Source organism: Microbacterium neungamense, assembly GCF_024971095.1.
Classification (GTDB): Bacteria; Actinomycetota; Actinomycetes; order Actinomycetales; family Microbacteriaceae; genus Microbacterium; species Microbacterium neungamense.
In genome coordinates this window covers 1,287,739-1,308,511 of record NZ_CP069717.1, presented here as the reverse complement: position 1 = coordinate 1,308,511, position 20,773 = coordinate 1,287,739, and the positions used below count along the sequence as shown (strand labels likewise).

19 protein-coding genes are annotated in these 20,773 nt (G+C 71.1%); 9 read left to right on the top strand and 10 right to left on the bottom strand.

Annotated features, from left to right (window positions below):
- Positions 1 to 21: 21 nt before the first annotated feature.
- The 3 genes from JSY13_RS06260 to zapE form a co-directional block, all read right to left on the bottom strand.
- A complete protein-coding gene (locus JSY13_RS06260) occupies positions 22 to 609 on the bottom strand; it encodes a type II toxin-antitoxin system PemK/MazF family toxin (RefSeq protein WP_259605899.1) in 588 nt (195 codons plus the stop codon).
- Between the two features lie 21 nt (positions 610 to 630).
- Positions 631 to 1,869 (bottom strand): ammonium transporter, encoded by a 1,239-nt coding sequence (locus JSY13_RS06255; protein WP_259605898.1) that lies wholly within the window; start codon positions 1,867 to 1,869, stop codon positions 631 to 633.
- A 114-nt stretch (positions 1,870 to 1,983) separates the two neighbouring features.
- Positions 1,984 to 3,024, bottom strand: a complete 1,041-nt coding sequence (gene zapE, locus JSY13_RS06250) for a cell division protein ZapE (RefSeq protein ID WP_259605897.1) — start codon at positions 3,022 to 3,024, stop codon at positions 1,984 to 1,986.
- Positions 3,025 to 3,145: 121 nt separating this feature from the next.
- Here zapE and JSY13_RS06245 point away from each other — a divergent pair, with 121 nt between their 5' ends.
- Together JSY13_RS06245 and JSY13_RS06240 are read left to right on the top strand one after the other, a co-directional pair.
- Positions 3,146 to 4,042: a sulfurtransferase gene (locus tag JSY13_RS06245; RefSeq protein ID WP_259605896.1), complete on the top strand. Its 897-nt coding sequence runs from the start codon at positions 3,146 to 3,148 to the stop codon at positions 4,040 to 4,042.
- A 19-nt stretch (positions 4,043 to 4,061) separates the two neighbouring features.
- Complete coding sequence (locus JSY13_RS06240) at positions 4,062 to 4,487, top strand: SufE family protein (protein ID WP_259605895.1); 426 nt, start codon at positions 4,062 to 4,064, stop codon at positions 4,485 to 4,487.
- A 6-nt stretch (positions 4,488 to 4,493) separates the two neighbouring features.
- Here JSY13_RS06240 and JSY13_RS06235 read toward each other — a convergent pair whose 3' ends face one another.
- Positions 4,494 to 5,660 carry an alpha/beta hydrolase family protein gene (locus tag JSY13_RS06235; RefSeq protein ID WP_259605894.1) on the bottom strand — a complete coding sequence of 389 codons (1,167 nt, stop codon included), beginning with the start codon at positions 5,658 to 5,660 and terminating at the stop codon, positions 4,494 to 4,496.
- Between the two features lie 25 nt (positions 5,661 to 5,685).
- On the opposite strand from JSY13_RS06235, the gene JSY13_RS06230 reads away from it, so the two are divergent.
- The 5 genes from JSY13_RS06230 to JSY13_RS06210 all read left to right on the top strand — a co-directional run bounded on the left by JSY13_RS06230 (position 5,686) and on the right by JSY13_RS06210 (position 11,766).
- The gene (locus tag JSY13_RS06230; protein WP_259605893.1) at positions 5,686 to 6,267 is read left to right on the top strand and encodes a DUF3000 domain-containing protein; all 582 of its coding nucleotides are present in this window, start codon (positions 5,686 to 5,688) and stop codon (positions 6,265 to 6,267) included.
- Positions 6,260 to 7,456 (top strand): ribonuclease D, encoded by a 1,197-nt coding sequence (locus JSY13_RS06225; protein ID WP_259605892.1) that lies wholly within the window; start codon positions 6,260 to 6,262, stop codon positions 7,454 to 7,456. The genes JSY13_RS06230 and JSY13_RS06225 overlap by 8 nt, the downstream gene beginning before the upstream one ends.
- A gap of 72 nt (positions 7,457 to 7,528) precedes the next feature.
- Positions 7,529 to 8,734 (top strand): thiolase family protein, encoded by a 1,206-nt coding sequence (locus JSY13_RS06220; RefSeq protein ID WP_259605891.1) that lies wholly within the window; start codon positions 7,529 to 7,531, stop codon positions 8,732 to 8,734.
- Positions 8,731 to 10,884 (top strand): 3-hydroxyacyl-CoA dehydrogenase NAD-binding domain-containing protein, encoded by a 2,154-nt coding sequence (locus JSY13_RS06215; RefSeq protein ID WP_259605890.1) that lies wholly within the window; start codon positions 8,731 to 8,733, stop codon positions 10,882 to 10,884. Before JSY13_RS06220 ends, JSY13_RS06215 begins: the two co-directional genes overlap by 4 nt.
- Positions 10,885 to 11,073: 189 nt before the next feature.
- Positions 11,074 to 11,766, top strand: coding sequence for an SPFH domain-containing protein (locus tag JSY13_RS06210; protein WP_259605889.1), 693 nt, complete (start codon positions 11,074 to 11,076; stop codon positions 11,764 to 11,766).
- Positions 11,767 to 11,777: 11 nt separating this feature from the next.
- Here the strand turns inward: JSY13_RS06210 and dxs are convergent, their stop codons facing one another.
- The 5 genes from dxs to dut form a co-directional block, all read right to left on the bottom strand.
- Positions 11,778 to 13,721 carry a 1-deoxy-D-xylulose-5-phosphate synthase gene (gene dxs, locus JSY13_RS06205; protein WP_259605888.1) on the bottom strand — a complete coding sequence of 648 codons (1,944 nt, stop codon included), beginning with the start codon at positions 13,719 to 13,721 and terminating at the stop codon, positions 11,778 to 11,780.
- 144 nt (positions 13,722 to 13,865) lie between these two features.
- Complete coding sequence (locus JSY13_RS06200) at positions 13,866 to 16,778, bottom strand: aconitate hydratase (protein ID WP_259605887.1); 2,913 nt, start codon at positions 16,776 to 16,778, stop codon at positions 13,866 to 13,868.
- 123 nt (positions 16,779 to 16,901) lie between these two features.
- Positions 16,902 to 17,645 (bottom strand): DUF3159 domain-containing protein, encoded by a 744-nt coding sequence (locus JSY13_RS06195; protein WP_259605886.1) that lies wholly within the window; start codon positions 17,643 to 17,645, stop codon positions 16,902 to 16,904.
- A complete protein-coding gene (locus JSY13_RS06190; protein ID WP_259605885.1) occupies positions 17,642 to 18,244 on the bottom strand; it encodes a DUF3710 domain-containing protein in 603 nt (200 codons plus the stop codon). The genes JSY13_RS06195 and JSY13_RS06190 overlap by 4 nt, the downstream gene beginning before the upstream one ends.
- On the bottom strand, positions 18,241 to 18,690 hold the full coding sequence (gene dut / locus JSY13_RS06185) for a dUTP diphosphatase (RefSeq protein WP_259605884.1): 450 nt from the start codon (positions 18,688 to 18,690) through the stop codon (positions 18,241 to 18,243). Before dut ends, JSY13_RS06190 begins: the two co-directional genes overlap by 4 nt.
- Positions 18,691 to 18,693: 3 nt before the next feature.
- Here dut and JSY13_RS06180 point away from each other — a divergent pair, with 3 nt between their 5' ends.
- Entirely contained in the window at positions 18,694 to 19,182 is a 489-nt protein-coding gene (locus tag JSY13_RS06180) for a DUF3093 family protein (protein ID WP_432806389.1), read from the top strand.
- Between the two features lie 61 nt (positions 19,183 to 19,243).
- Here JSY13_RS06180 and JSY13_RS06175 read toward each other — a convergent pair whose 3' ends face one another.
- Entirely contained in the window at positions 19,244 to 19,537 is a 294-nt protein-coding gene (locus JSY13_RS06175) for a DUF4193 domain-containing protein (protein WP_259605883.1), read from the bottom strand.
- 205 nt (positions 19,538 to 19,742) lie between these two features.
- Here JSY13_RS06175 and sepH point away from each other — a divergent pair, with 205 nt between their 5' ends.
- Positions 19,743 to 20,768, top strand: coding sequence for a septation protein SepH (gene sepH, locus JSY13_RS06170; protein ID WP_259605882.1), 1,026 nt, complete (start codon positions 19,743 to 19,745; stop codon positions 20,766 to 20,768).
- Positions 20,769 to 20,773 lie beyond the last annotated feature (5 nt).

Genomic DNA, 20,773 nt, shown 5'->3' with positions numbered 1-20,773 from the left:
CTGTCGCACGGGATCCGGCGGCTACGCCCGCGCCCAGCCGTACCGGCGGATGAGCGCCTCCGCGACGCGTCCGTAGCGCGCCTCGTCGAGCACCGCCGCCTCCCGGCGCATCCCGTCGCGGTGCACGCTGTACAGCTGCTCGATGTCCACCCAGGACTCCCGGCCCCGGCTGTCCCACTCCCCCGACCCGATCCCGATGTAGTCCCGGTCGCCGTCGTGCGGCCGGCTCGTCATCCGCACCGCGTACACCCGGTCGTCCGACTGCCGGCCGATCACGAGCACCGGCCGGTCCTTGCCGCGGCCGTCGCCCTCCTCGTAGGGCACCCAGGTCCAGATCACCTCGCCCGAGTCAGGCAGGCTGTTCCGCGTCGGCGAGTACCCCACGGAGACATCGTCCACCCGCTCGGGCTCGACGCGGATCGTCTCCGATCCCGGCATCCGCCCGGCATCCGCCTCCCCGCCGCGTCGTCCCTCACGCGCGCCGACGCCGTCCGGACGCAGGGTGGCGTTCGGACGGCGCGGCTCGACGGGGGTGGCTCTGGATTCGCGGGACAGGGCCTTGAGGAGGATGCCGGCCAGGGTGGACAGGATGCTCTTGGAGGACGTCACCCCGCCACCCTAGCCGGGCGGTCAGGACTCGGTGAGGACGTATCCCTCCTCGCCGTGGACGACGAAGTCGACGCCGGCGATCTCGTCCTCGCTGGTGACGCGGAAGCCGATCGTCTTCTCGATGGCGAGGCCGATCACGAGCGAGGTGACGAAGGCGTACAGCAGCACTCCCACGCCCGCGATCGCCTGCAGGGCCAGCAGGCGCAGGTCGCCGCCGGTGAAGAAGCCCTGGCCGGTGGCGAAGAAGCCGAGGTACAGCGTGCCGAGCAGACCGCCGACGAGGTGGATGCCGACGACGTCGAGGGAGTCGTCGAAGCCGAGGCGGAACTTCAGCTCGACGGCGAGGGCGCAGGCGACGCCGGACAGCGCGCCCAGCAGCAGGGCCCAGCCGGGGGTCAGGTTCGCGCACGCCGGGGTGATCGCCACAAGCCCGGCCACGGCCCCGGACGCGGCGCCGATCGAAGTCGCCTTGCCCTCCTTGAGCTTCTCCACCAGGATCCAGCCGAGGATGGCGGCGGCGGTCGCGCCGAGGGTGTTGATCGCGATCAGGCCGACCTTGCCCATGTCCTCGGACAGCCACTCGGCGCCGGCGTTGAAGCCGAACCAGCCGAACCACAGCAGGGAGGCGCCCAGCAGGGTGAGCGGCACGTTGTGCGGCTTCTGGATGCCCTTCTGGAAGCCGATCCGCTTGCCCAGCACGATCGCCAGGGCGAGCGCCGCGGCGCCCGCGGTGGTGTGCACGGCCAGGCCCCCGGCGTAGTCGATGACGGCCAGGCCGCTCTCCTCGCCGAAGAGCATGGCGCCCAGGTTCATGATCCAGCCGCCGCCCCACACCCAGGCCGCGATCGGGAAGTAGCCGAGCGTGCCGAACAGGCCGACGTAGATCAGCCACGGGCCGAACCGCGCCCGGTCGGCGATCGCGCCGGAGATCAGGGCCACGGTGATGATCGCGAACGTCGCGCCGTAGGCGATGCCGAGCAGGGCGACGTTGGCGCCCGCTCCGCTCGCCGCGGACACCAGGCCGAAGTCGGCGAACGGGTTCCCGGCGAACTGGCCGGGGTCGTCCACGGCGCTCATCGAGAAGCCGTAGAGGATCCAGAGGACCGCGATCAGGCCGATCGAGCCGAAGCTCATCATCATCATGCTGATCACGCTCTTGGCCTTGACCAAGCCTCCGTAGAAGAACGCCACGCCCGGCGTCATCAGCAGCACGAGCGCCGTCGCGGTCACGGCCCAGGAGATGTTGCCCGGTGCATCCATGTCGAACCTCACTTTCGGGAAGAAGTGAGCTTCAGTGTGTGCCTGCGACGTTTCCGCGGATGGCGGGATGTGTTGCGTGCACGTTACGGCGCGCCCGCGGATGTGACGATCGTGTTACCCGGCGGCGGCGTGCGTGAGCGCGTTCAGCCGGGAGATCGCGCGCAGGTACTTCTTGCGGTAGCCGCCGCCGAGCATCTCCGCGCCGAACACCTCGTCCAGCGGCGTGCCGGTGGCCACGATCGGGATCTGCGCGTCGTACACGCGGTCCACGAACGCGACGAACCGCAGCGCCTCGGACTGGTCGGTGAGCACGTGCACGTCGCGCAAGGCGATCAGGTCGACCCCGTCGATGAGACGGATGTAGCGCGACGGATGCACCTGCGCCAGGTGCCGGATCACGGCGGTGAAGTCGTCGTCGGACGTCGTCCCGTCGGCGGCGCCGTTCGCGACCGCGTGGTCGAAGGCGGTCTGCTCCAGCACGACGGCGTGACCGTCGATCGCGCGCTGGCGGTAGTCGACGCCGTCGATGCGCAGTGTCTCGAAGCTGTCCGCCATCTGGTGGATCTCGCGCAGGAAGTCCTGGGCGGCGAAACGCCCCTCGCCGAGGGCGTTCGGCGGGGTGTTCGAGGTGGCGGCGAGCTTGGTGCCGGAGGTGACCAGCTCGCCCAGAAGCCGGGTCATCACCATGGTGTCGCCCGGGTCGTCGAGCTCGAACTCGTCGATGCACAGCAGGTCGGCACCGCGGAGCAGATCCACGGTGTTCTTGTAGCCGATGGCGCCGACCAGTGCGGTGTACTCGATGAACGAGCCGAAGTACTTCCGGCGGGCGGGGAGGGCGTGGTAGACGGACGCCAGCAGGTGGGTCTTGCCCACCCCGAACCCGCCGTCCAGGTACACGCCCGGCTTCACCGGGGTCTCCTTCGGGGCGCGCCGGAAGAATCCGCCCCGCTTGACCGGCTCGCTCCGCCCCGAGAAACGCTGCAGCTTCTGCTTCGCCTCGTCCTGCGACGGGTAGGCCGGATCGGCGCGGTAGCTCTCGAAGGTCGCGTCGTCGAACTGCGGCGGCGGGACCAGGCTCGCCAGCATCTCGGGACCCGTCACGGTCGGCGTGCGCTCGGTGAGGTGGACGATGCCGGTGCTGGTCGTCGGGGTCATGGGCATCCTGTGTCGAAGTCTTACGATCCGCGTGCGAGGGGTCCGGAGGGGATCTATCGTCGGAGGGGACGGCTCCACACTACGCCGTCTCCCCTGCGCCCGATCACCCTGAGGAGCCTCCGTGACCGTCGAATTCGACACCTCGTCCCCCAAGTTCGCCGAGTACGCGGAGCCGGGTCGCCTGGTGAGCACCGAATGGCTCGCTGCGAACCTCGGTCGCCCCGGCCTGGTCGTCGTCGAATCCGACGAGGACGTGCTCCTCTACGACACCGGGCACATCCCCGGCGCCGTGAAGGTCGACTGGCACACCGAGCTCAACGACCCGGTCGTGCGCGACTACGTCGACGGCGAGGGGTTCGCCGAGCTGCTCAGCCGCAAGGGCATCTCCCGCGACGACACGGTCGTGATCTACGGGGACAAGAACAACTGGTGGGCGGCGTACGCCCTGTGGGTGTTCTCGCTGTTCGGACACGAGGACGTCCGCCTGCTCGACGGCGGCCGCGACCGCTGGATCGCCGAGGGTCGCGAGCTCACCACCGAGGTGCCGCAGCGGGAGCGCACCGATTACCCCGTCGTGGAGCGCGACGACTCGGTGCTGCGGGCATACAAGGACGACGTGCTGGCCTTCCTCGGCCGCGGGCCGCTGATCGACGTCCGCTCCCCTGAGGAGTACAGCGGGGAGCGCACCTCCGCCCCCGCCTACCCGGAGGAGGGCGCGCTGCGGGCAGGGCACATCCCGACCGCGCAGAGCGTTCCGTGGGGGAAGGCGGTCGCCGAGGACGGCGGGTTCAAGACGCGCGCGGAGCTGGAGGAGATCTACCGCGACGGCGCCGGGCTCAAGGACGGCGACGCGGTGATCGCCTACTGCCGCATCGGTGAGCGCTCCAGCCACACCTGGTTCGTGCTCAAGCACCTGCTCGGCTTCCCGGATGTGCGCAACTACGACGGCTCCTGGACCGAGTGGGGCAGCGCCGTGCGCGTGCCGATCGTGACCGGCACCGAGCCCGGCTCGCTCTGACCGTGGGAAAATGGCGGTGATGACCGCCACCCCCGACACCCTCGCGCAGATCCGCGACGACTTCCTCGAACTGCCCGAGAACGAGCGCCTGCAGCTGCTGCTCGAGTTCTCGCAGGAGCTCCCCGCGGTCCCGGACGCGATCGCGCAGCATCCGGAGATGTGCGAACGCGTCGCGGAATGCCAGTCGCCGGTGTACATCTACGTCGAGGTCGACGACGGCGTGGTGACCATGCACGCCACGGCACCGCCGGAGGCGCCCACCACCCGCGGCTTCGCCAGCATCCTCGTGCAGGGGATCACCGGGCTCACCGCTGACGAGGTGCTCGCGATCCCGGACGACTTCCCGCAGAGCATCGGGCTCACCCGCGCGGTGTCGCCGCTGCGGATCGCAGGGATGACCGGGATGCTGATCCGCGCGAAGCGGCAGGTCGCGCAGAAGCGCTGAGGGCGCTCAGCGACCGGAGAGCGGGACGCTCAGACCCTGATCCCGCATCCACGCGGTGATCGCGTCGGTCCACGCCGTCTGGTCGTAGTTCCACAGCTTGGTGTGCCGGGCCCCCGAGAACCGCGGCATCGTGACGATGTCCGGCCGGGCCGCGGCCAGGGCGTGCGACGCGTCCGCGGGCACGAAGCCGTCGTCCTCGCTGTGCAGGATGAGGATGGGCGCCTCCAGCTCGGACGCCCGCGCGACCATGTCCAGCCGGTCGAACGGGATCGCCTCCTCGGCGCCGCTGAGCCGCGCGGTCACCGCGGAGGACAGCGCGCTCATCGCCAGCTGCGGCAGCGGCTCGCGCAGGCCGGACTCCCGGGCCTGGAAGCGCAGCACGGTGCGCCAGTCCACGACCGGGGACTCCAGCACCACGCCGGCGATCGCGCCGCGCCGCCCCGACGACACCGCCGCCTGCAGCGCGATGGCCCCGCCCATCGACCAGCCCATCAGCACGACCCGCTGCGCCCCGCGCCGCAGGGCGTAGGCGATCGCGGCGTCCACGTCCCGCCACTCGGAGGCGCCCAGGGCGTAGCTGCCGCCGCGGCTGCGCGGCGCCTCCCCGTCGTTGCGGTAGGAGACGACGAGGGTCGGATGCCCGAGCGCGTGGAACACCGGCACCGCGCGCAGACACTCCGAGCGCGTGGTGCCGCGCCCGTGCACCTGGATCACCCAGGTGGACCAGTCCTCCCCCGGGAAGAGCCACGCCGGGCACGGCCCCGCCGGGCTGCCGATGAGGACGGCCTCCCACGGCAGGTGCAGTTCGCTCGGCGCGGTGTAGTACCAGCCGCTGAAGGCCGCGTCCCGATCCACGCGCGCCCCGGGCTCGATCTGGGTGAGCAGCTTGCGACGCACCCGGCCGGCGTCGGCGCTGAGCACCGCGCCCAGCTTCACGTAGCCGTGGGTGCCGGTGGTGAACAGCCCGTAGCGCCCCGGCAGCTCGGTGTCGGGTGTGCGGCCGAGCTCGATCGTCTGCGCGCCGGTGTCGACCGCGAGGATGACGGTGTCGTTGCGGCGGATGGCGGGCGTGACCACCCGTCGGGCGGTCGCGAACACGGCTGCGGCACCCGCGAGGCCGGCGGCGACGAGGGCGGGTGCGGCCAGCGCTACGGCGTGCCTGAGACTCTTCATCGCCTCCTGACTCTAGCCTGTCACCGTGACCGCCCACCCGGATGCCGCCGCCGCCTTCGAGGAGGCCGCCGCCGAGCTGCGCGCGACGCCGTTCCGCACGGACATCGTCGTCCGCGAGATCCCCTCCCCCTCCGGCCTGGCGCCCTTCGCGCTCGCCCTGGCCGCCGATGTCCGCCCGGACGACCACGGCGACTCGGTGTACGGCACCGGGCGCTTCGTGCTGCTGCACGACCCGGACGAGCCGGGCGCCTGGGACGGCGCCTGGCGCGTCGTCGCCTTCGCTCAGGCGCCGTTGGAGCCGGAGATCGGCACCGATCCGCTCCTGGCTGACGTCGCCTGGTCGTGGCTTGTGGACGCGCTGGAGTCCCGGAACGCGGTGTATCACTCGGCATCCGGCACCTCGACGAAGATGCTCTCGAAGGGCTTCGGCGGGCTCGCCGGCGAGGGCGACGGCGCGCAGATCGAGCTGCGCGCGTCGTGGACGCCGGAGGGGCCGATCCGGCCGCATGTGGAAGCATGGGCGGAGCTGGTGGGGATGCTCGCGGGACTGCCGCCGGGCTCCGAGAACGTCGCCGTGTTCGGCGCGAGGAAGGGCGGACGTGGCTGACTACTCCGTGATCGACGACCGCGCGGAGTTCGAGGCCGCCTGCCGCGCCCTCGCCGCGGGCACCGGCCCGGTCGCGGTCGACGTGGAGCGGGCCTCCGGGTTCCGGTACTCGCAGCGCGCCTACCTGGTGCAGGTGTTCCGCCGCGGGGCGGGCGGCGTGCGGCTGTTCGATCCCCCCGCGCTCGGCGACTTCGCACCGCTGCAGGACGCGATCGGCGACGCGGAATGGGTGCTGCACGCCGCGAGCCAGGATCTGCCGTCGTTGCGCGAGCTCGGCTTGGAGCCGCCGTCGATCTTCGACACCGAGCTCGCCGCCCGGCTGCTCGGTCACGAACGCGTGGGCCTTGCGGCGGTGGTGGAGCGCACGCTGGGGATCGCGCTGGCGAAGGAGCACTCCGCCGCCGACTGGTCGACGCGCCCGCTGCCGGCCGCCTGGCTGGAGTATGCCGCCCTCGATGTGGAGCACCTGGTCGACGTCCGCGACGTGCTCGCCGCCGAGCTGGCAGAGACCGGGAAGACCGAGATCGCCGCGCAGGAGTTCGCAGCCACCCTCGCCCGCGCCCCCAAGGCGCCCCGGGAGGACCCATGGCGCCGGCTCAGCGGCCTGCACCGGGTCCGCGGCGCCCGGAACCTGGCGGTGGCGCGGGAGCTGTGGCTGGCGCGGGAGGAGTACGCGCAGCAGCAGGACGTCTCCCCCGGGCGGCTCGTCCCCGACCGCTCGCTGGTGGCGGCCGTGCTCGCCGCTCCGGCGAGCAAGCAGGCCCTGGCATCCGTCCCCGACTTCACCGGCCGCGCCAGCCGGAGCCAGCTGGACCGCTGGTGGCAGGCGATCGTGCGGGGCCGCGAGAGCACCGAACTCCCGCGCGAGCGCGTGCCCAGCGACACGCTGCCGCCGCCGCGCGCATGGGCCGACCGCAATCCCGAGGCGGATGCCCGACTGAAGGCCGCCCGCCCGGTCGTGGAGCAGCTCGCCCAGGAGCTGAACATGCCCACGGAGAACCTGCTCACGCCCGAGCACCTGCGCCGGATCGCCTGGGAGCCGCCGGCGCCCACTCCGGATGCCATCGGGAAGGCGCTCGAAGAGCTCGGGGCGCGCCCCTGGCAGATTGCGCACACCGCACAGAAGATCTCGGATGCCTTTGTAGAGGCTGCGCAATCGTTCGAGGAGCCCGCCGAGGACGGTTCGTAGGTTCGACCCAACCGATTCCGGCGCCGATTTTCGCCCTCCTAGGCTGGCGGTATCCCAACCTATGGAGGCAGAGTGGCCGAGATCTCGGACGTCTTCTTCGTCGACGGAGTGCGCACGCCTTTCGGGCGCGCCGGCGAGAAGGGCATGTACTGGAACACCCGCGCGGATGACCTCGCCGTCAAGGCGACCATCGGCCTGATGGAGCGCAATCCCGGCGTCCCCCGCGATCGCGTCGACGACGTGGCGATCGCCGCGACCAGCCAGACCGGCGACCAGGGGCTCACGCTCGGCCGCTCGGTGGCGATCCTCGCCGGGCTGCCGCAGACCGTGCCCGGTCTGGCGATCGACCGGATGTGCGCGGGCGCGATGACCGCGGTGACGACCATGGGCGCCTCGATCGGCGTGGGCATGTACGACCTCGCCCTCGCCGGGGGCGTGGAGCACATGGGGCGCCACCCGATCGGCACGAACGCCGACCCGAACCCGCGCTTCGTGGCCGAGAAGATGGTCGATCCCGGCGCGCTGAACATGGGCGTGACCGCCGAGCGCATCCACGACCGGTTCCCGCACCTGACCAAGGAGCGCGCCGACCGGTTCGGCATGCTCAGCCAGCACAAGGTGCAGGCCGCGTACGAGGCCGGCAAGATCCAGCCCGACCTGGTCCCGGTCGCGATCAAGGACGCCGAGGGCGCCTGGGGCCTGGCCAGCGAGGACGAGGGCCGCCGTCCGCAGACCACCATGGAGGACCTGGCCGGGCTGAAGACGCCGTTCCGCCCGCACGGGCGCGTCACCGCCGGCACCTCCTCGCCGCTCACCGACGGCGCCACGATGTCGCTGCTCGCCGGGCGGCAGGCCGTGAAGGAGCTCGGCCTGCAGCCGAAGATGCGGATGGTGTCCTTCGCGTACGCCGGCGTGCAGCCGGAGATCATGGGCATCGGGCCGATCCCATCCACCGAGAAGGCGCTGAAGAAGGCCGGGCTGGACATCTCCGACATCGGGCTGTTCGAGCTGAACGAGGCGTTCGCGATCCAGGTGCTGTCCCTGCTCGACCACTTCGGCATCGCCGACGACGACCCGCGGGTCAACCCGTGGGGCGGCGCGATCGCCCTCGGGCATCCGCTCGCCGCCTCCGGCGTGCGCCTGATGATCCAGCTGGCCGCGCAGTTCGCCGAGCGCCCCGACGTCCGCTACGGCCTCACCGCCATGTGCGTGGGCCTCGGCCAGGGCGGCTCGGTCATCTGGGAGAACCCGTTCTACGACGGAAAGAAGAAGAAGTGAGCTACGACGACATCGACTTCTCGCAGCTGTCGGCCCTCGCCGAGGGCGAGGTGATCACCCACTCGCGGGTGCGCGACATCCGCCTTCCCTCGGGCCGGACGCTGGCGCTGATCACGCTCGACAACGGGCGCGACCACACCCGACCGAACACGCTGGGGCCGGCGACCCTGTTCGAACTCGGCGAGACGCTGGAGGGCCTCAAGGCGCGGGCGGCATCCGGGGAGATCCAGGCCGTCGGCATCACCGGCAAGCAGTACATCCTCGCCGCGGGCGCCGATCTGTCCGACATCAGCAAGGTCGGCTCGAAGGAGAACGCGCGACGGATCGCCCAGCTCGGGCACAAGGTCCTCGGCTCTCTGTCGGAGCTCGGGGTGCCGTCGTTCGCGTTCGTGAACGGCCTGGCCCTCGGCGGCGGCCTGGAGATCGCGCTGAACTCGAGCTACCGCACCGTCGACGCCTCGGCCGCCGCGATCGCCCTGCCCGAGGTGTTCCTCGGCATCATCCCCGGGTGGGGCGGCGCGTACCTGCTGCCGAACCTGATCGGCATCGAGAACGCCCTCGAGGTCGTCATCTCGAACCCGCTCAAGCAGAACCGGATGCTGAAGCCGCAGCAGGCGTTCGAGCTGGGCATCATGGACGCGATCTTCCCCGCCGCGAACTTCCTCGAGGACTCGCTTCGCTGGGCGGACGAGGTCCTCGGCGGGAAGAAGGTCGAGCGGAAGAACCAGCCCGGGAGGATCGAGCGGCTCACCAAATGGCCGATCGCGATCAAGATGGCCCGCGGGATGCTGGAGTCGAAGATCGGCACCGTGCCCCGCTCCCCCTACGTCGCGCTCGACCTGCTCGACAAGGCCAGCAGCGGCACCTCGCCGAAGGATCGCGCCGAGGGCTTCGCCCGCGAGGACGAGGCGCTGGCGGAGCTCGTCACGGGCGACCAGTTCGCGGCATCCATGTACGCCTTCGACCTCGTGCAGAAGCGCGCCAAGCGGCCGGTGGGCGCGCCGGAGAAGGAACTGGCGAAGAAGGTGACCAAGGTGGGCATCATCGGCGCGGGGCTCATGGCCACCCAGTTCGCGCTGCTGTTCGTGCGCAGGCTGCAGGTGCCGGTGCTGATCACCGACATCGACCAGGCGCGCGTGGACAAGGGCGTCGCCTCGATCCACGAGGAGATCGGCAAGCTGGAGGCGAAGGGCCGTCTGGACGGCGACACCGCCGCCCGGCTCCGCGCCCTGATCACCGGCACCACCGACAAGAGCCTCTACGCGGACTGCGACTTCGTGATCGAGGCGGTGTTCGAGGAGGTCGGCGTCAAGCAGCAGGTGTTCGGCGAGATCGAGAAGATCGTGGCCGAGGACGCCGTCCTCGCCACCAACACCTCGTCGCTGTCGGTCGAGGAGATCGGCGCGAAGCTCGCCCACCCGGAGCGTCTCGTCGGGTTCCACTTCTTCAACCCGGTGGCGGTGATGCCGCTGATCGAGATCGTGAAGACGCCGCAGACCTCGGATGCCGCGCTGTCGACGGCGTTCGTGGTCGCGAAGAACCTCGGCAAGAACGCCGTGCTCACCGCGGACGCCCCCGGCTTCGTGGTGAACCGTCTGCTGGCCAAGGTGATGGGCGAGGCGGCGCGCGCCGTGTACGAGGGCACCCCGGTGGCGGATGTCGAGAAGGCGTTCGCGCCGCTCGGGCTTCCCATGGGGCCGTTCCAGCTCATCGACCTGGTCGGCTGGAAGGTGGCCGCGCACGTGCAGGACACCATGGTGCGCGCCTTCCCGGACCGGTTCTACGCGAACGACAACTTCCACGCGCTGGCCGAGCTCGACCAGGTCGTCGAGAAGGACAAGGGCGGCCGGGTCACCGGATGGACGAAGGCGGCGGAGAAGACGCTCAAGGGCGCGGTCGGCTCGACCCCGGCATCCGCGGACACGATCCTTCGCCGCGTGCAGGACGGACTCGCGCAGGAGATCCGGATCATGCTCGACGAGGGCGTGGTGCCGGAGGTCGAGGACATCGACCTGTGCCTGATCCTGGGCGCGGGCTGGCCGTTCATCGACGGCGGCGCCTCCCCTTACCTGGACCGTGAGGGCGCCTCGCAGCGGGTGTTCGGCGACACCTTCCACCACCCGCCGATCCGCGGCATCGCGCAGGCTTGAGCAGGGCCCACGACGGGCGGGAGGCGCGTTCCTCCCGCCCGTCTGCGCGTCCCGGACGCGACGTGCCCCAGGAGCATCCGTTTCCGTGCCCCGACCCGTCGCCGAACGCACGGGGAACAGCGTGTGAACACATCCGCGCCGGGGCCGGATCCGTGCTCCGGCGCCGGCGCGAGGCGGCACAGTGGTGACATGGACATGCTCGTGACCATGATGAGCGGCAAGGGGATGTCGGGGCTGCTGCGGACGGGGACGGCGATCCTCACCATCCTGCTCGTGGTGCCTGCGCTGCTGAAGCTGTTCGTCGTCACCGTGGACGAGGGCTGGGCGGCCATCCGCACGCGGAACGGGAAGCCGATCATCCGCAACCGGCCGGCCCGCCGGAAGTCCGCCGGGGGCGCCGTCGGCGAGGTGGTCGTGCTGCAGCCGGGCTCGCACGGCGCCTTCCCGCTGTTCTACTGGTACCGCCTCGTCGACGTGCGGTGCCGCGCCACCGACCTGCCGGCCAGGGAGATGACCGGGGCCGGCGGTCATCAGCACCGCGTGCACGCCTCGTTCGAGTGGCGTCCGATCGCCACCGGACGCGATCTGCGGGTGTTCGAACTCGACGTGGTGAATGTCAAGGAGCGCGCCTCGAACATCGTCGGCGCAGCGCTGCGGGACGCGATCCGGATGCTGGACGGCACGGAGCTGCCGCACAACGACGAGATCAGCACCCGCGTGCTCGCCGCGTGCGCGGCCCAGGTGCGGGAGACCTGCGGCGTGGAGCTGTTGCGGGTGATGATCACCGGCGACGCGCTCACCGACGGCTACCTGCTGGCTCGCGCGCTCCGCGACGCGGAGCATCCGCACCCCGTGGTCGGGGCGCTGCACGCCCTGAACTGACCGGGAGTTCGTCAGCCGCGCTCGTGCAGGGGCAGCTCGATCGCGCCGGTCTCGCCGGCCTGACGGGCGACCGGGACGCGCCGGCCGAGGACCTGCGCGACGACGTCGTGGGCGATCTTCGCGGCGGTCAGCCCGGCGTCCGCGAGGATCTCCTCGCGGCTGGCGTGGTCGATGAACTCGTCGGGCAGACCGAGCTCGTCCACGGCGGTGTCGATCCCGGCCTCGCGCAGCACCTGGCGCACGCGCGTGCCGATGCCGCCGACGCGGATGCCGTCCTCGAGGGTGATCACGAGACGATGGCGCGCGGCGAGCTCGACGATCGACGGCTGCACCGGGATCACCCAGCGCGGGTCGACCACCGTCGCACCGATCCCCTGGGCGCGCAGCCGGGCGGCGACATCCAGGGCGAGCGCGGCGAACGGGCCGATGCCGACGAGCAGCACGTCCTCGCCCTCCCCCCGGGCGAGCACGTCGACACCGTCCTCGAGACGCTCCACCGCCGGGATCTCGGGGCCCACCGAGGCCTTCGGGTAGCGGATCACCGTGGGCGCGTCGTCGACCGCCACGGCCTCGTCCAGCGTCTCCCGCAGCCGCTCGGCGTCGCGCGGGGCGGCGATGCGGATGCCCGGCACGAGCTGCAGCATCGCCAGGTCCCACACGCCGTGGTGGCTCGGCCCGTCTGGCCCGGTCACACCGGCCCGGTCGAGCACGAAGGTCACGCCGGCGCGGTGCAGGGCGACGTCCATCAGCACCTGGTCGAAGGCGCGGTTCATGAAGGTGGCGTAGATCGCGACGACGGGATGCAGGCCGCCGAAGGCGAGACCCGCTGCCGAGGCGACGGCGTGCTGCTCGGCGATGCCGACGTCGTAGACCCGGTCGGGGAAGCGCTCGGCGAACGGCGCCAGACCGGTGGGGCGCAGCATCGCCGCGGTCATCGCGATCACCTTCGGATCGCGGGCGCCGATCTCGACCAGGGCCTCCGCGAAGGCGTCGGTCCAGGCGCGACCGGAGGACGCCGTGAGCGGGCCGCCGGTCTTCGGGTCGATGCGTCCGACGGCATGGAACTGGTCGGCCTCGTCGTCGAGCGCGGGCTGGTAGCCGCGGCCCTTCTCCGTGATCGCGTGCACGATCACCGGGGCGCCGTAGTCCTTGGCGAGCTGCAGCGTCTCGATGAGCGCCGGGATGTCGTGCCCGTCCACGGGGCCGAGGTACTTGATGTCGAGGTTGGAATACAGCGCGGCGTTGTTCGTGAACCGGGACAGGAAGCCGTGGGTGCCCCCGCGGACGCCGCGGAACAGGGCCCGGCCGAACGGTCCGAGGGCGCGGAACAGCCGGTCGGACTTCCGGTGCATCTCTCGGTACGCGCCGGCGGTGCGCACCCGGTTCAGGTACCGCGACATGCCGCCGATGGTCGGCGCGTAGGAGCGGCCGTTGTCGTTGACGACGATCACCAGGTTGCGGTCGTTGTCGTCGGTGATGTTGTTCAGCGCCTCCCAGGTCATGCCGCCGGTGAGAGCGCCGTCGCCGACCACGGCCACGACGTGCCGGTCGGCGCGTCCGGTCGCAGTCAGGGCGCGGGACACCCCGTCGGCCCAGCTCAGCGAGCTCGAGGCGTGCGACGACTCCACGACGTCGTGCGGGCTCTCGCTGCGCTGCGGGTAGCCGGCGAGGCCGCCGCGCGAGCGCAGAGCGGAGAAGTCCTGCCGCCCGGTGAGCAGCTTGTGCACGTACGACTGGTGACCGGTGTCGAAGATGATCGGGTCGTCCGGGGAGGAGAACACCCGGTGCAGCGCGATCGTCAGTTCGACCACACCGAGGTTCGGACCGAGGTGGCCGCCGGTCTTGGCGACGTTCTCCACCAGGAAGGTGCGGATCTCGGCCGCCAGCGCGGTCAGCTCGGCGGCGGAGAGCCGGTCGAGATCGCGGGGTCCGGTGATGCTCGGCAGGATCGGCATCGAAGCTCCTCCTCGACTCGACGGGCGCGCGGCCGAGGCCGTGCAAGACCCCCCAAGTCTATCTGCGGGTCGGTGGGAATCCGGTGTGACGACAGCGACAGGGGCCCGGACGCCGCGCGGCGTCCGGGCCCCTGGCCTATCGGGTCAGACCAGCGAACGCAGCACGTACTGCAGGATGCCGCCGTTGCGGTAGTAGTCCGCCTCACCGGGGGTGTCGATGCGGACGACCGCGTCGAAGGTGATCGTCTGCTTGCCCTCGGGCGAGAACTCGCTCGGCTCGGCGGTGACCTTCACGGTCTTCGGGGTGACGCCCTCGTTGAGCTGCTCGAGGCCCTCGATCGAGACGATCTCGGTGCCGTCCAGGCCCAGCGACTCCCACGACTCGCCGGCGGGGAACTGCAGCGGCACCACGCCCATGCCGATGAGGTTCGACCGGTGGATGCGCTCGAAGCTCTCCGTGATGACGGCCTTCACGCCGAGCAGGTTCGTGCCCTTGGCCGCCCAGTCGCGCGACGAGCCGGAGCCGTACTCCTTGCCGCCGAAGATCACCAGCGGGGTGCCCTGTGCCTGGTAGTTCATCGCCGCGTCGTAGATGTACGACTGCGGACCGCCGGGCCGGGTGAAGTCGCGGGTGTACCCGCCCTCGATCTGCTGGCCGTCGTTGACGGCCTTGACCAGGGCGTTCTTCAGCCGGATGTTCGCGAAGGTGCCGCGGATCATCACCTCGTGGTTGCCGCGGCGCGACCCGTAGGAGTTGAAGTCCTTCGGCGCGACGCCGTGCTCGGTGAGGTACTGCGCGGCCGGCGTGCCCGGCTTGATGCTGCCGGCCGGGCTGATGTGGTCGGTGGTGACCGAATCGCCCAGGGTGGCCAGCACGCGGGCACCCTTGATGTCGGTGACCGGCGCCGGGGTCAGCTCCATGCCGTCGAAGTACGGCGCCTTGCGCACGTACGTCGAGTTCGGGTCCCACTCGAAGATCGGGCCGGTGGGCGTGGGGAGGTTCCGCCAGCGGTCGTCGCCGTCGAACACGGTCGCGTACTGCTTGATGAACTGGTCGCGGGAGATCGCGGTGTCGATGATCTCCTGCACCTCCTCCGGCGCCGGCCAGATGTCGCGCAGGAACACGTCGTTGCCGTCCGCGTCCTTGCCGAGCGGGTCGGTCTCGAAGTCGAAGTGCATCGATCCGGCCAGCGCGTACGCCACCACGAGCGGCGGGCTCGCCAGGTAGTTCATCTTCACGTCCGGGCTGATCCGGCCCTCGAAGTTGCGGTTGCCGGAGAGCACCGCGGTGACCGCGAGGTCGTGCTCGTTGATCGCCTCGGAGACCTCCTCGATCAGCGGACCGGAGTTGCCGATGCAGATCGTGCATCCGTAGCCCACGGTGTAGAAGCCGAGGCCCTCGAGGTCCTTGTCCAGACCGGACTTCTCGTAGTAGTCGGTGACCACCTTCGAGCCCGGGCCGAGCGTGGTCTTCACCCACGGCTTCTGCTTCAGGCCCTTCTGCCGCGCCTTGCGGGCGAGCAGACCCGCCGCGATCATCACCGACGGGTTCGACGTGTTCGTGCAGGACGTGATCGCCGCGAGGGTCACGGCACCGTTGTCGAGCAGGTACTTCTGCCCGTCAGGAGTCGACACCTCGACCGGATTGGAGGCCGGGTGAGGGCCGCCGCTGGAGAGCAGCGCCGACTCGGCCTGCTCCGTCTCGTGGTGGTGCGAGACGCCGTTGGGCGAGACGTGCTCGCGCTCCACACCCGGTGCCGTGCCCGGGTCCGATGCCGGGAACGTGCCCTCCACCTCGACCGGCTCCTCCGGCGTGACGGTGGCGTAGTTCAGGATGTCCTTCTCGAACTGCTCCTTCGCCTCGGACAGCAGGATGCGGTCCTGGGGGCGCTTCGGGCCGGCGATCGAGGGCACGACGGTGCCGAGGTCGAGCTCGAGGTACTCGCTGTACTGCGGCTCGCGGGCCGGGTCGTGCCACAGCGACTGCTCCTTGGCGTACGCCTCGACCAGCGCGACGGCCTCCTCGCTGCGGCCGGTGAGGCGCAGGTAGTCGAGGGTGACGTCGTCGATCGGGAAGATCGCGGCGGTGGAGCCGAACTCCGGCGACATGTTGCCGATGGTGGCGCGGTTCGCCAGCGGCACGGATGCCACGCCGGCGCCGTAGAACTCGACGAACTTACCGACCACGCCGTGCTTGCGGAGCATGTCGGTGATGGTGAGCACGACGTCGGTGGCGGTGACGCCGGCCGGGATCTCCCCGGTGAGCTTGAAGCCGACCACGCGCGGAATGAGCATGGACACCGGCTGGCCGAGCATGGCAGCCTCGGCCTCGATGCCGCCGACGCCCCAGCCCAGCACGCCCAGGCCGTTGACCATGGTGGTGTGCGAGTCGGTGCCGACGCAGGTGTCGGGGTAGGCGCGCAGCACGCCGTCGACGGTGCGGTCGTAGATCACCTTGGCCAGGTGCTCGATGTTCACCTGGTGCACGATGCCGGTGCCCGGCGGGACGACCTTGAAGTCGTCGAACGCCGTCTGACCCCAGCGCAGGAACTGGTAGCGCTCGCCGTTGCGCTCGTACTCGATCTCGACGTTGCGCTCGAGCGCGTCTTCGCGGCCGAACAGGTCGGCGATCACGGAGTGGTCGATCACCATCTCGGCGGGCGAGAGCGGGTTGATCCGGTTCGGATCGCCGCCGAGGGCGGTGACGGCCTCGCGCATGGTGGCGAGGTCGACGATGCAGGGCACGCCGGTGAAGTCCTGCATCACCACGCGCGCCGGGGTGAACTGGATCTCGGTGTCCGGCTCGGCGGTCGGGTCCCACGAGCCGAGCGCCTCGATCTGGGCCTTCGTCACGTTCGCACCGTCCTCGGTGCGCAGCAGGTTCTCCAGCAGGACCTTGAGGCTGAACGGGAGCTTCTCGTACCCGGCGACCGTGTCGATGCGGAAGATCTCGTAGTCGGTGCTGCCGACCGTCAGGGTGCTCTTGGCACCGAAGCTGTTCACCGTGGACACGTATCCGTCTCCTTCTGATCGGATGGAAGCGACAGGCGACTCCATCTTGCTCGCCGACGAAGGACCGGGGCCAGCAAGGCGGGCCTTACCAGTCTGCGTCTCCTCGAGCGTCGGCGGAACACCTGATTTATCTTGACGTCGAGATAAATCTAGCACGGATGCCGAGTGTCAGCGCGATCCTCCGCGGGGATAGAGCCGGCGTGTCACCACCCAGGTCAGGGCGAGCAGCACGGCGAAGAAGGGAAGGCCCATCAGGATCTTGACGGTGCCGAGCGCGGCGACGTCCCCGGCGAAGTAGAACGGCAGCTGGGCGGCGAGCCGCGCGGCGAACAGCGCGGCCCAGGCGACCGACAGCCAGAAGAAGGTGCGGCGCTTGTGGGCGTCCGTCCGCCAGGCCAGGCCCTCACCCATCAGGAAGCCGACCACGACGCCGATCAGCGGCCAGCGCACCAGAGCCGAGACGAGGAAAGCCGTGCCGTAGGCGATGTTGGTCAGGAAGCCGATGACGAACTGGTCCTCGGCGCGACCGGTGAACAGCGGCAGTCCGGCGGCGACGACGGCGGCGACCAGCCCGGAGAAGGCCGCCACGGGCGGCGACTTCATCGCCAGCCGCACCACGGCGAACACCGCGGCGATCCCGACCGAGATGCCAAGGGCGAGGAGGAGCTCCCGGGTCGCGGTGTACACCACGGCGAAGGAGAGCACCGGCAGCACCGACTCCACGACGCCGCGCCAGCCGCCGATCACCTGCCACACCATGCGGCCGGTGGACTGTTCGGCCTCCGGGTCGATGCCGGCGCGGCGAGCAGCCGAGCTCAGCGCGGCGCCGATGGTCTCGGCGGCTCCGGGCTCCGGAGCCCCCTGCTCGGGGACGCCGGGCTCCCCCTCGGGGCGATCCGGGTCGACCGTCACGCGGCGCCCGGAGTGGAGGGCATCTTCAGCGGGATGAGGTCGCGCGGAGGCATCGGCGCGCTGCCGCGGACGACGACGATCGAGCGGAACAGGTCCTCCACCTGCGCGGCCGCCGCCGGATCGGCGGCGGCGTCCCCGCCGATCACGCCGCGTAGGAACCAGCGCGGTCCGTCGACGCCCACGAAGCGCGCCAGGCGCATGCCGGACCCCTCGGCCGCGGTGGCCGGGACCTCCGCGAGCAGCTCCTTGCCGAGCGGTCCCTCGCGCTCCTCGACGCGCCCGCCCTGCGCCCGGATCTGGTCGCGCAGCTGGACCCGCGTCTCATCCCACAGTCCGCGCGAGCGCGGGGCGGCGAACGGCTGCACCTGCAGGGAGGATCCGGCGTAGTCGAGGCCGACGGCCACGATCCGTTTGGTCTGCTCCTCCACCTCCAGCCGCAGGTTGAGGCCTTCGCGCGGCAGCACCTTGATGCCGCCGAGGTCGATGTAGGGGCGGACCGGGTTCGCCTCGGCGTCGTCGAACGGCCCGGCCGTGGCGCGATCGGCGGGCGCCGACTTCAGCACCGGCGCGGCCTGCTCTGGAGTGTTCTCTTCGCTCATTCGCTCTCTCCCCGTGTATAGCCGGTCGATCCGAAGCCGCCGTCGCCGCGCACGCTGTCGGGCAGCTCGTCGACCGGTGAGAAGACGGCCCGGACGACGGGCATCACGATCAGCTGCGCGATCCGGTCACCGACCGCCACATCGTACGCGTCGTTCCTGTCGGTGTTCAGCAGGCAGACCTTGATCTCCCCGCGATAGCCCGCGTCCACCGTGCCGGGGCTGTTCACCACGGTGATGCCGTGCTTGGCGGCCAGCCCGCTGCGGGGCACCACGAAGGCGGCGTACCCCTCCGGGAGGGCGATCCGCACGCCGGTGCCGACGAGGGCGCGCTCCCCGGGGGCGAGGGTCACCGCCTCGGCGGCGACGAGATCGGCACCCGCGTCGCCCGGGTGGGCGTAGGCCGGGACGGTGGCGGCGATAATGGGGACACCAACGGATTCGGTCACCCCATGAGGCTAATGCAGAACCACGAACGCGATACGCGGCCGCTCTACCGTGAGCGCCTGGCGCCCGGCCTCTGGCTGCTGGTGACCATCGCCCTGGCGGGGCCGATGACGACACTCGTGTTCCTGCCCGCCGGATCCACGACCCTCGCCCTGGTCATCGGCGTGCTGGTCTCGCTGCTCCTCGTCGTCGCGAGCATCGCCTTCTCCCCCGTCGTCGCCGTCGCCGACGGCGAGCTCCGCGCCGGTCGCGCGCACATCGACGCCGGCTGGCTGGGTGAGCCGGAGGTGTACACCGGCGAGGAGGCGAGGGCGCGCCGGGGTCCGCGGCTGCCCGGGGACGGCTGGCACCTCATCCGCGGCGGCATCGACGGCCTGGTGGTGGTCCCGATCACCGACCCGGCCGACCCGGTGCGCTCCTGGAGCATCTCCACCCGCACACCGGATCGGCTCGCAGCGGCCATCCGCCGCGCCGCCGGCCGGCCCGGACGCTGACCCGGCAGACGACAGCGCGCCCCGGGCCTTCCGGCTCGGGGCGCGCGGGTTCGCGGCGACGTCAGGCCGCGCACTCCTTGCAGATGGGGCCGTTCGCGTCCTCGTGGTCCAGCTGCGAACGGTGCTTCACCAGGAAGCAGTTCATGCAGGTGAACTCGTCCTGCTGGGCGGGCAGCACGACGACGTCGAGCTCCACGTCGGACAGGTCCGCCCCCGGGAGCTCGAAGCCCGTCGGGTTGTCCGAGTCTTCGACGTCCCCGGAGCCGGACCGGGCGTCCGGCACACGCTCCTTGAGGGCTTCGATCGACTCGGAGTCGTCTTCGCTCTTGCGGGGCGCGTCGTAGTCGGTTGCCATGCGGTCAGTCTCCACTTCCGTGGTTCGAGTGGTTTGCGGGGAACGCCGGATCGGGTGAGCGGCGGCCATAGTTTGCATGACGTCAGAGCATTTCGCAAATGCCCGGTCATGCGCCAGGACAAACTCACGGCACGCCCGCGCTATTCCCGGGTTTGCCCCATCCTCCGTGACAGCATGAACCCACACCCACCAGAGGGGCATCAGCATGGAAAACGTCACCATCGTCGGAACAGAAGCGGGAGTCCTCGTCCTCGCGACCGAGTCCGGGCAGCGCTTCGCGCTCCCCATCGACGACGTGCTGCACCGCGAGATCCGTCGTGCGACGCGTGAGGCGGATCCCGCCCCGGCGCGCCTGGCGGCGAGCCCCCGCGAGATTCAGGCGCAGATCCGCGCCGGGCTGTCCGCGGCCGAGGTCTCCGAGCTGCTGGGCGTCAGCCTGCAGGACGTGGAGCGCTTCGAGGGCCCGGTGCTGGCCGAGCGCGAGCACATCATCGATCAGGCGCTGGCGGTGCCCGTGCTCATCGGCAGCGAGGTCGAGCCCGACGCGCAGCCGACCTTCGGCACCGCGATCCGCGCCAAGCTCGCCGATCTGGACGCCACGGACGAGCGCTGGGCGAGCTGGAAGGACGAGTCCGGCTGGACCGTCAAGCTCGAGTTCACCGCGAACGAGGTCGCCCACGACGCGCGCTGGAGCTTCGACCCGCGCCGCAGCGCACTCGCACCGCTGAACGCAGACGCCACGCAGCTGTCGCGGCAGGGCTCGCTGCCGGACGGCCTCATCCCGCGCCTGCGCGCGCTGGAGACCGAGCGGGTCTCGCCGTACAAGGACGACAGCCGGTTCGACTCGGGCGCGTTCGGCCCCCGCCTGGTGCCCACCCCCGAGCCGGATGCCGGCGACCCGTCCGCCCCGGAACGGCCCAGCACCGCCGCGCACGAGGCCGCCGCCCGCCGCGCCCCGGAGCAGTCCACCACCAGCGCGGAGACGGCCGATCTGCTGGAGGCGCTGCGCCGCCGCCGCGGTCAGCGCGAGCCGGCGCCGGTGCTGGCCGAGGAAGAGGACGGCGCCCGCACCACCGAGCCCACCCCGATCGCGCTCTTCGACGCCCCCGACGCCGAGCGCGAGGAACCGCGCCCGCAGCCCGAGCCCGCCGAGAGCGGGGGCCGCCGGCGCCGCCGGAACGCGATGCCGTCGTGGGACGAGATCGTGTTCGGCGCCCGCTCCGATGAGTGAGTGCC

Coding starts and splice junctions, on each gene's coding strand:
- zapE (WP_259605897.1), bottom strand. CDS start 3,024: ATGACCCCGACGACCAGCACCGGCATCGTCCACCTCACCGAGCGCACG.
- dxs (WP_259605888.1), bottom strand. CDS start 13,721: ATGCCGATCCTGCCGAGCATCACCGGACCCCGCGATCTCGACCGGCTC.
- JSY13_RS06180 (WP_432806389.1), top strand. CDS start 18,694: ATGAGGCTAATGCAGAACCACGAACGCGATACGCGGCCGCTCTACCGT.
- JSY13_RS06240 (WP_259605895.1), top strand. CDS start 4,062: ATGACCGCCACCCCCGACACCCTCGCGCAGATCCGCGACGACTTCCTC.
- sepH (WP_259605882.1), top strand. CDS start 19,743: ATGGAAAACGTCACCATCGTCGGAACAGAAGCGGGAGTCCTCGTCCTC.
- JSY13_RS06190 (WP_259605885.1), bottom strand. CDS start 18,244: ATGAGCGAAGAGAACACTCCAGAGCAGGCCGCGCCGGTGCTGAAGTCG.
- JSY13_RS06235 (WP_259605894.1), bottom strand. CDS start 5,660: ATGAAGAGTCTCAGGCACGCCGTAGCGCTGGCCGCACCCGCCCTCGTC.
- JSY13_RS06200 (WP_259605887.1), bottom strand. CDS start 16,778: ATGGAGTCGCCTGTCGCTTCCATCCGATCAGAAGGAGACGGATACGTG.
- JSY13_RS06175 (WP_259605883.1), bottom strand. CDS start 19,537: ATGGCAACCGACTACGACGCGCCCCGCAAGAGCGAAGACGACTCCGAG.
- JSY13_RS06255 (WP_259605898.1), bottom strand. CDS start 1,869: ATGGATGCACCGGGCAACATCTCCTGGGCCGTGACCGCGACGGCGCTC.
- JSY13_RS06210 (WP_259605889.1), top strand. CDS start 11,074: ATGGACATGCTCGTGACCATGATGAGCGGCAAGGGGATGTCGGGGCTG.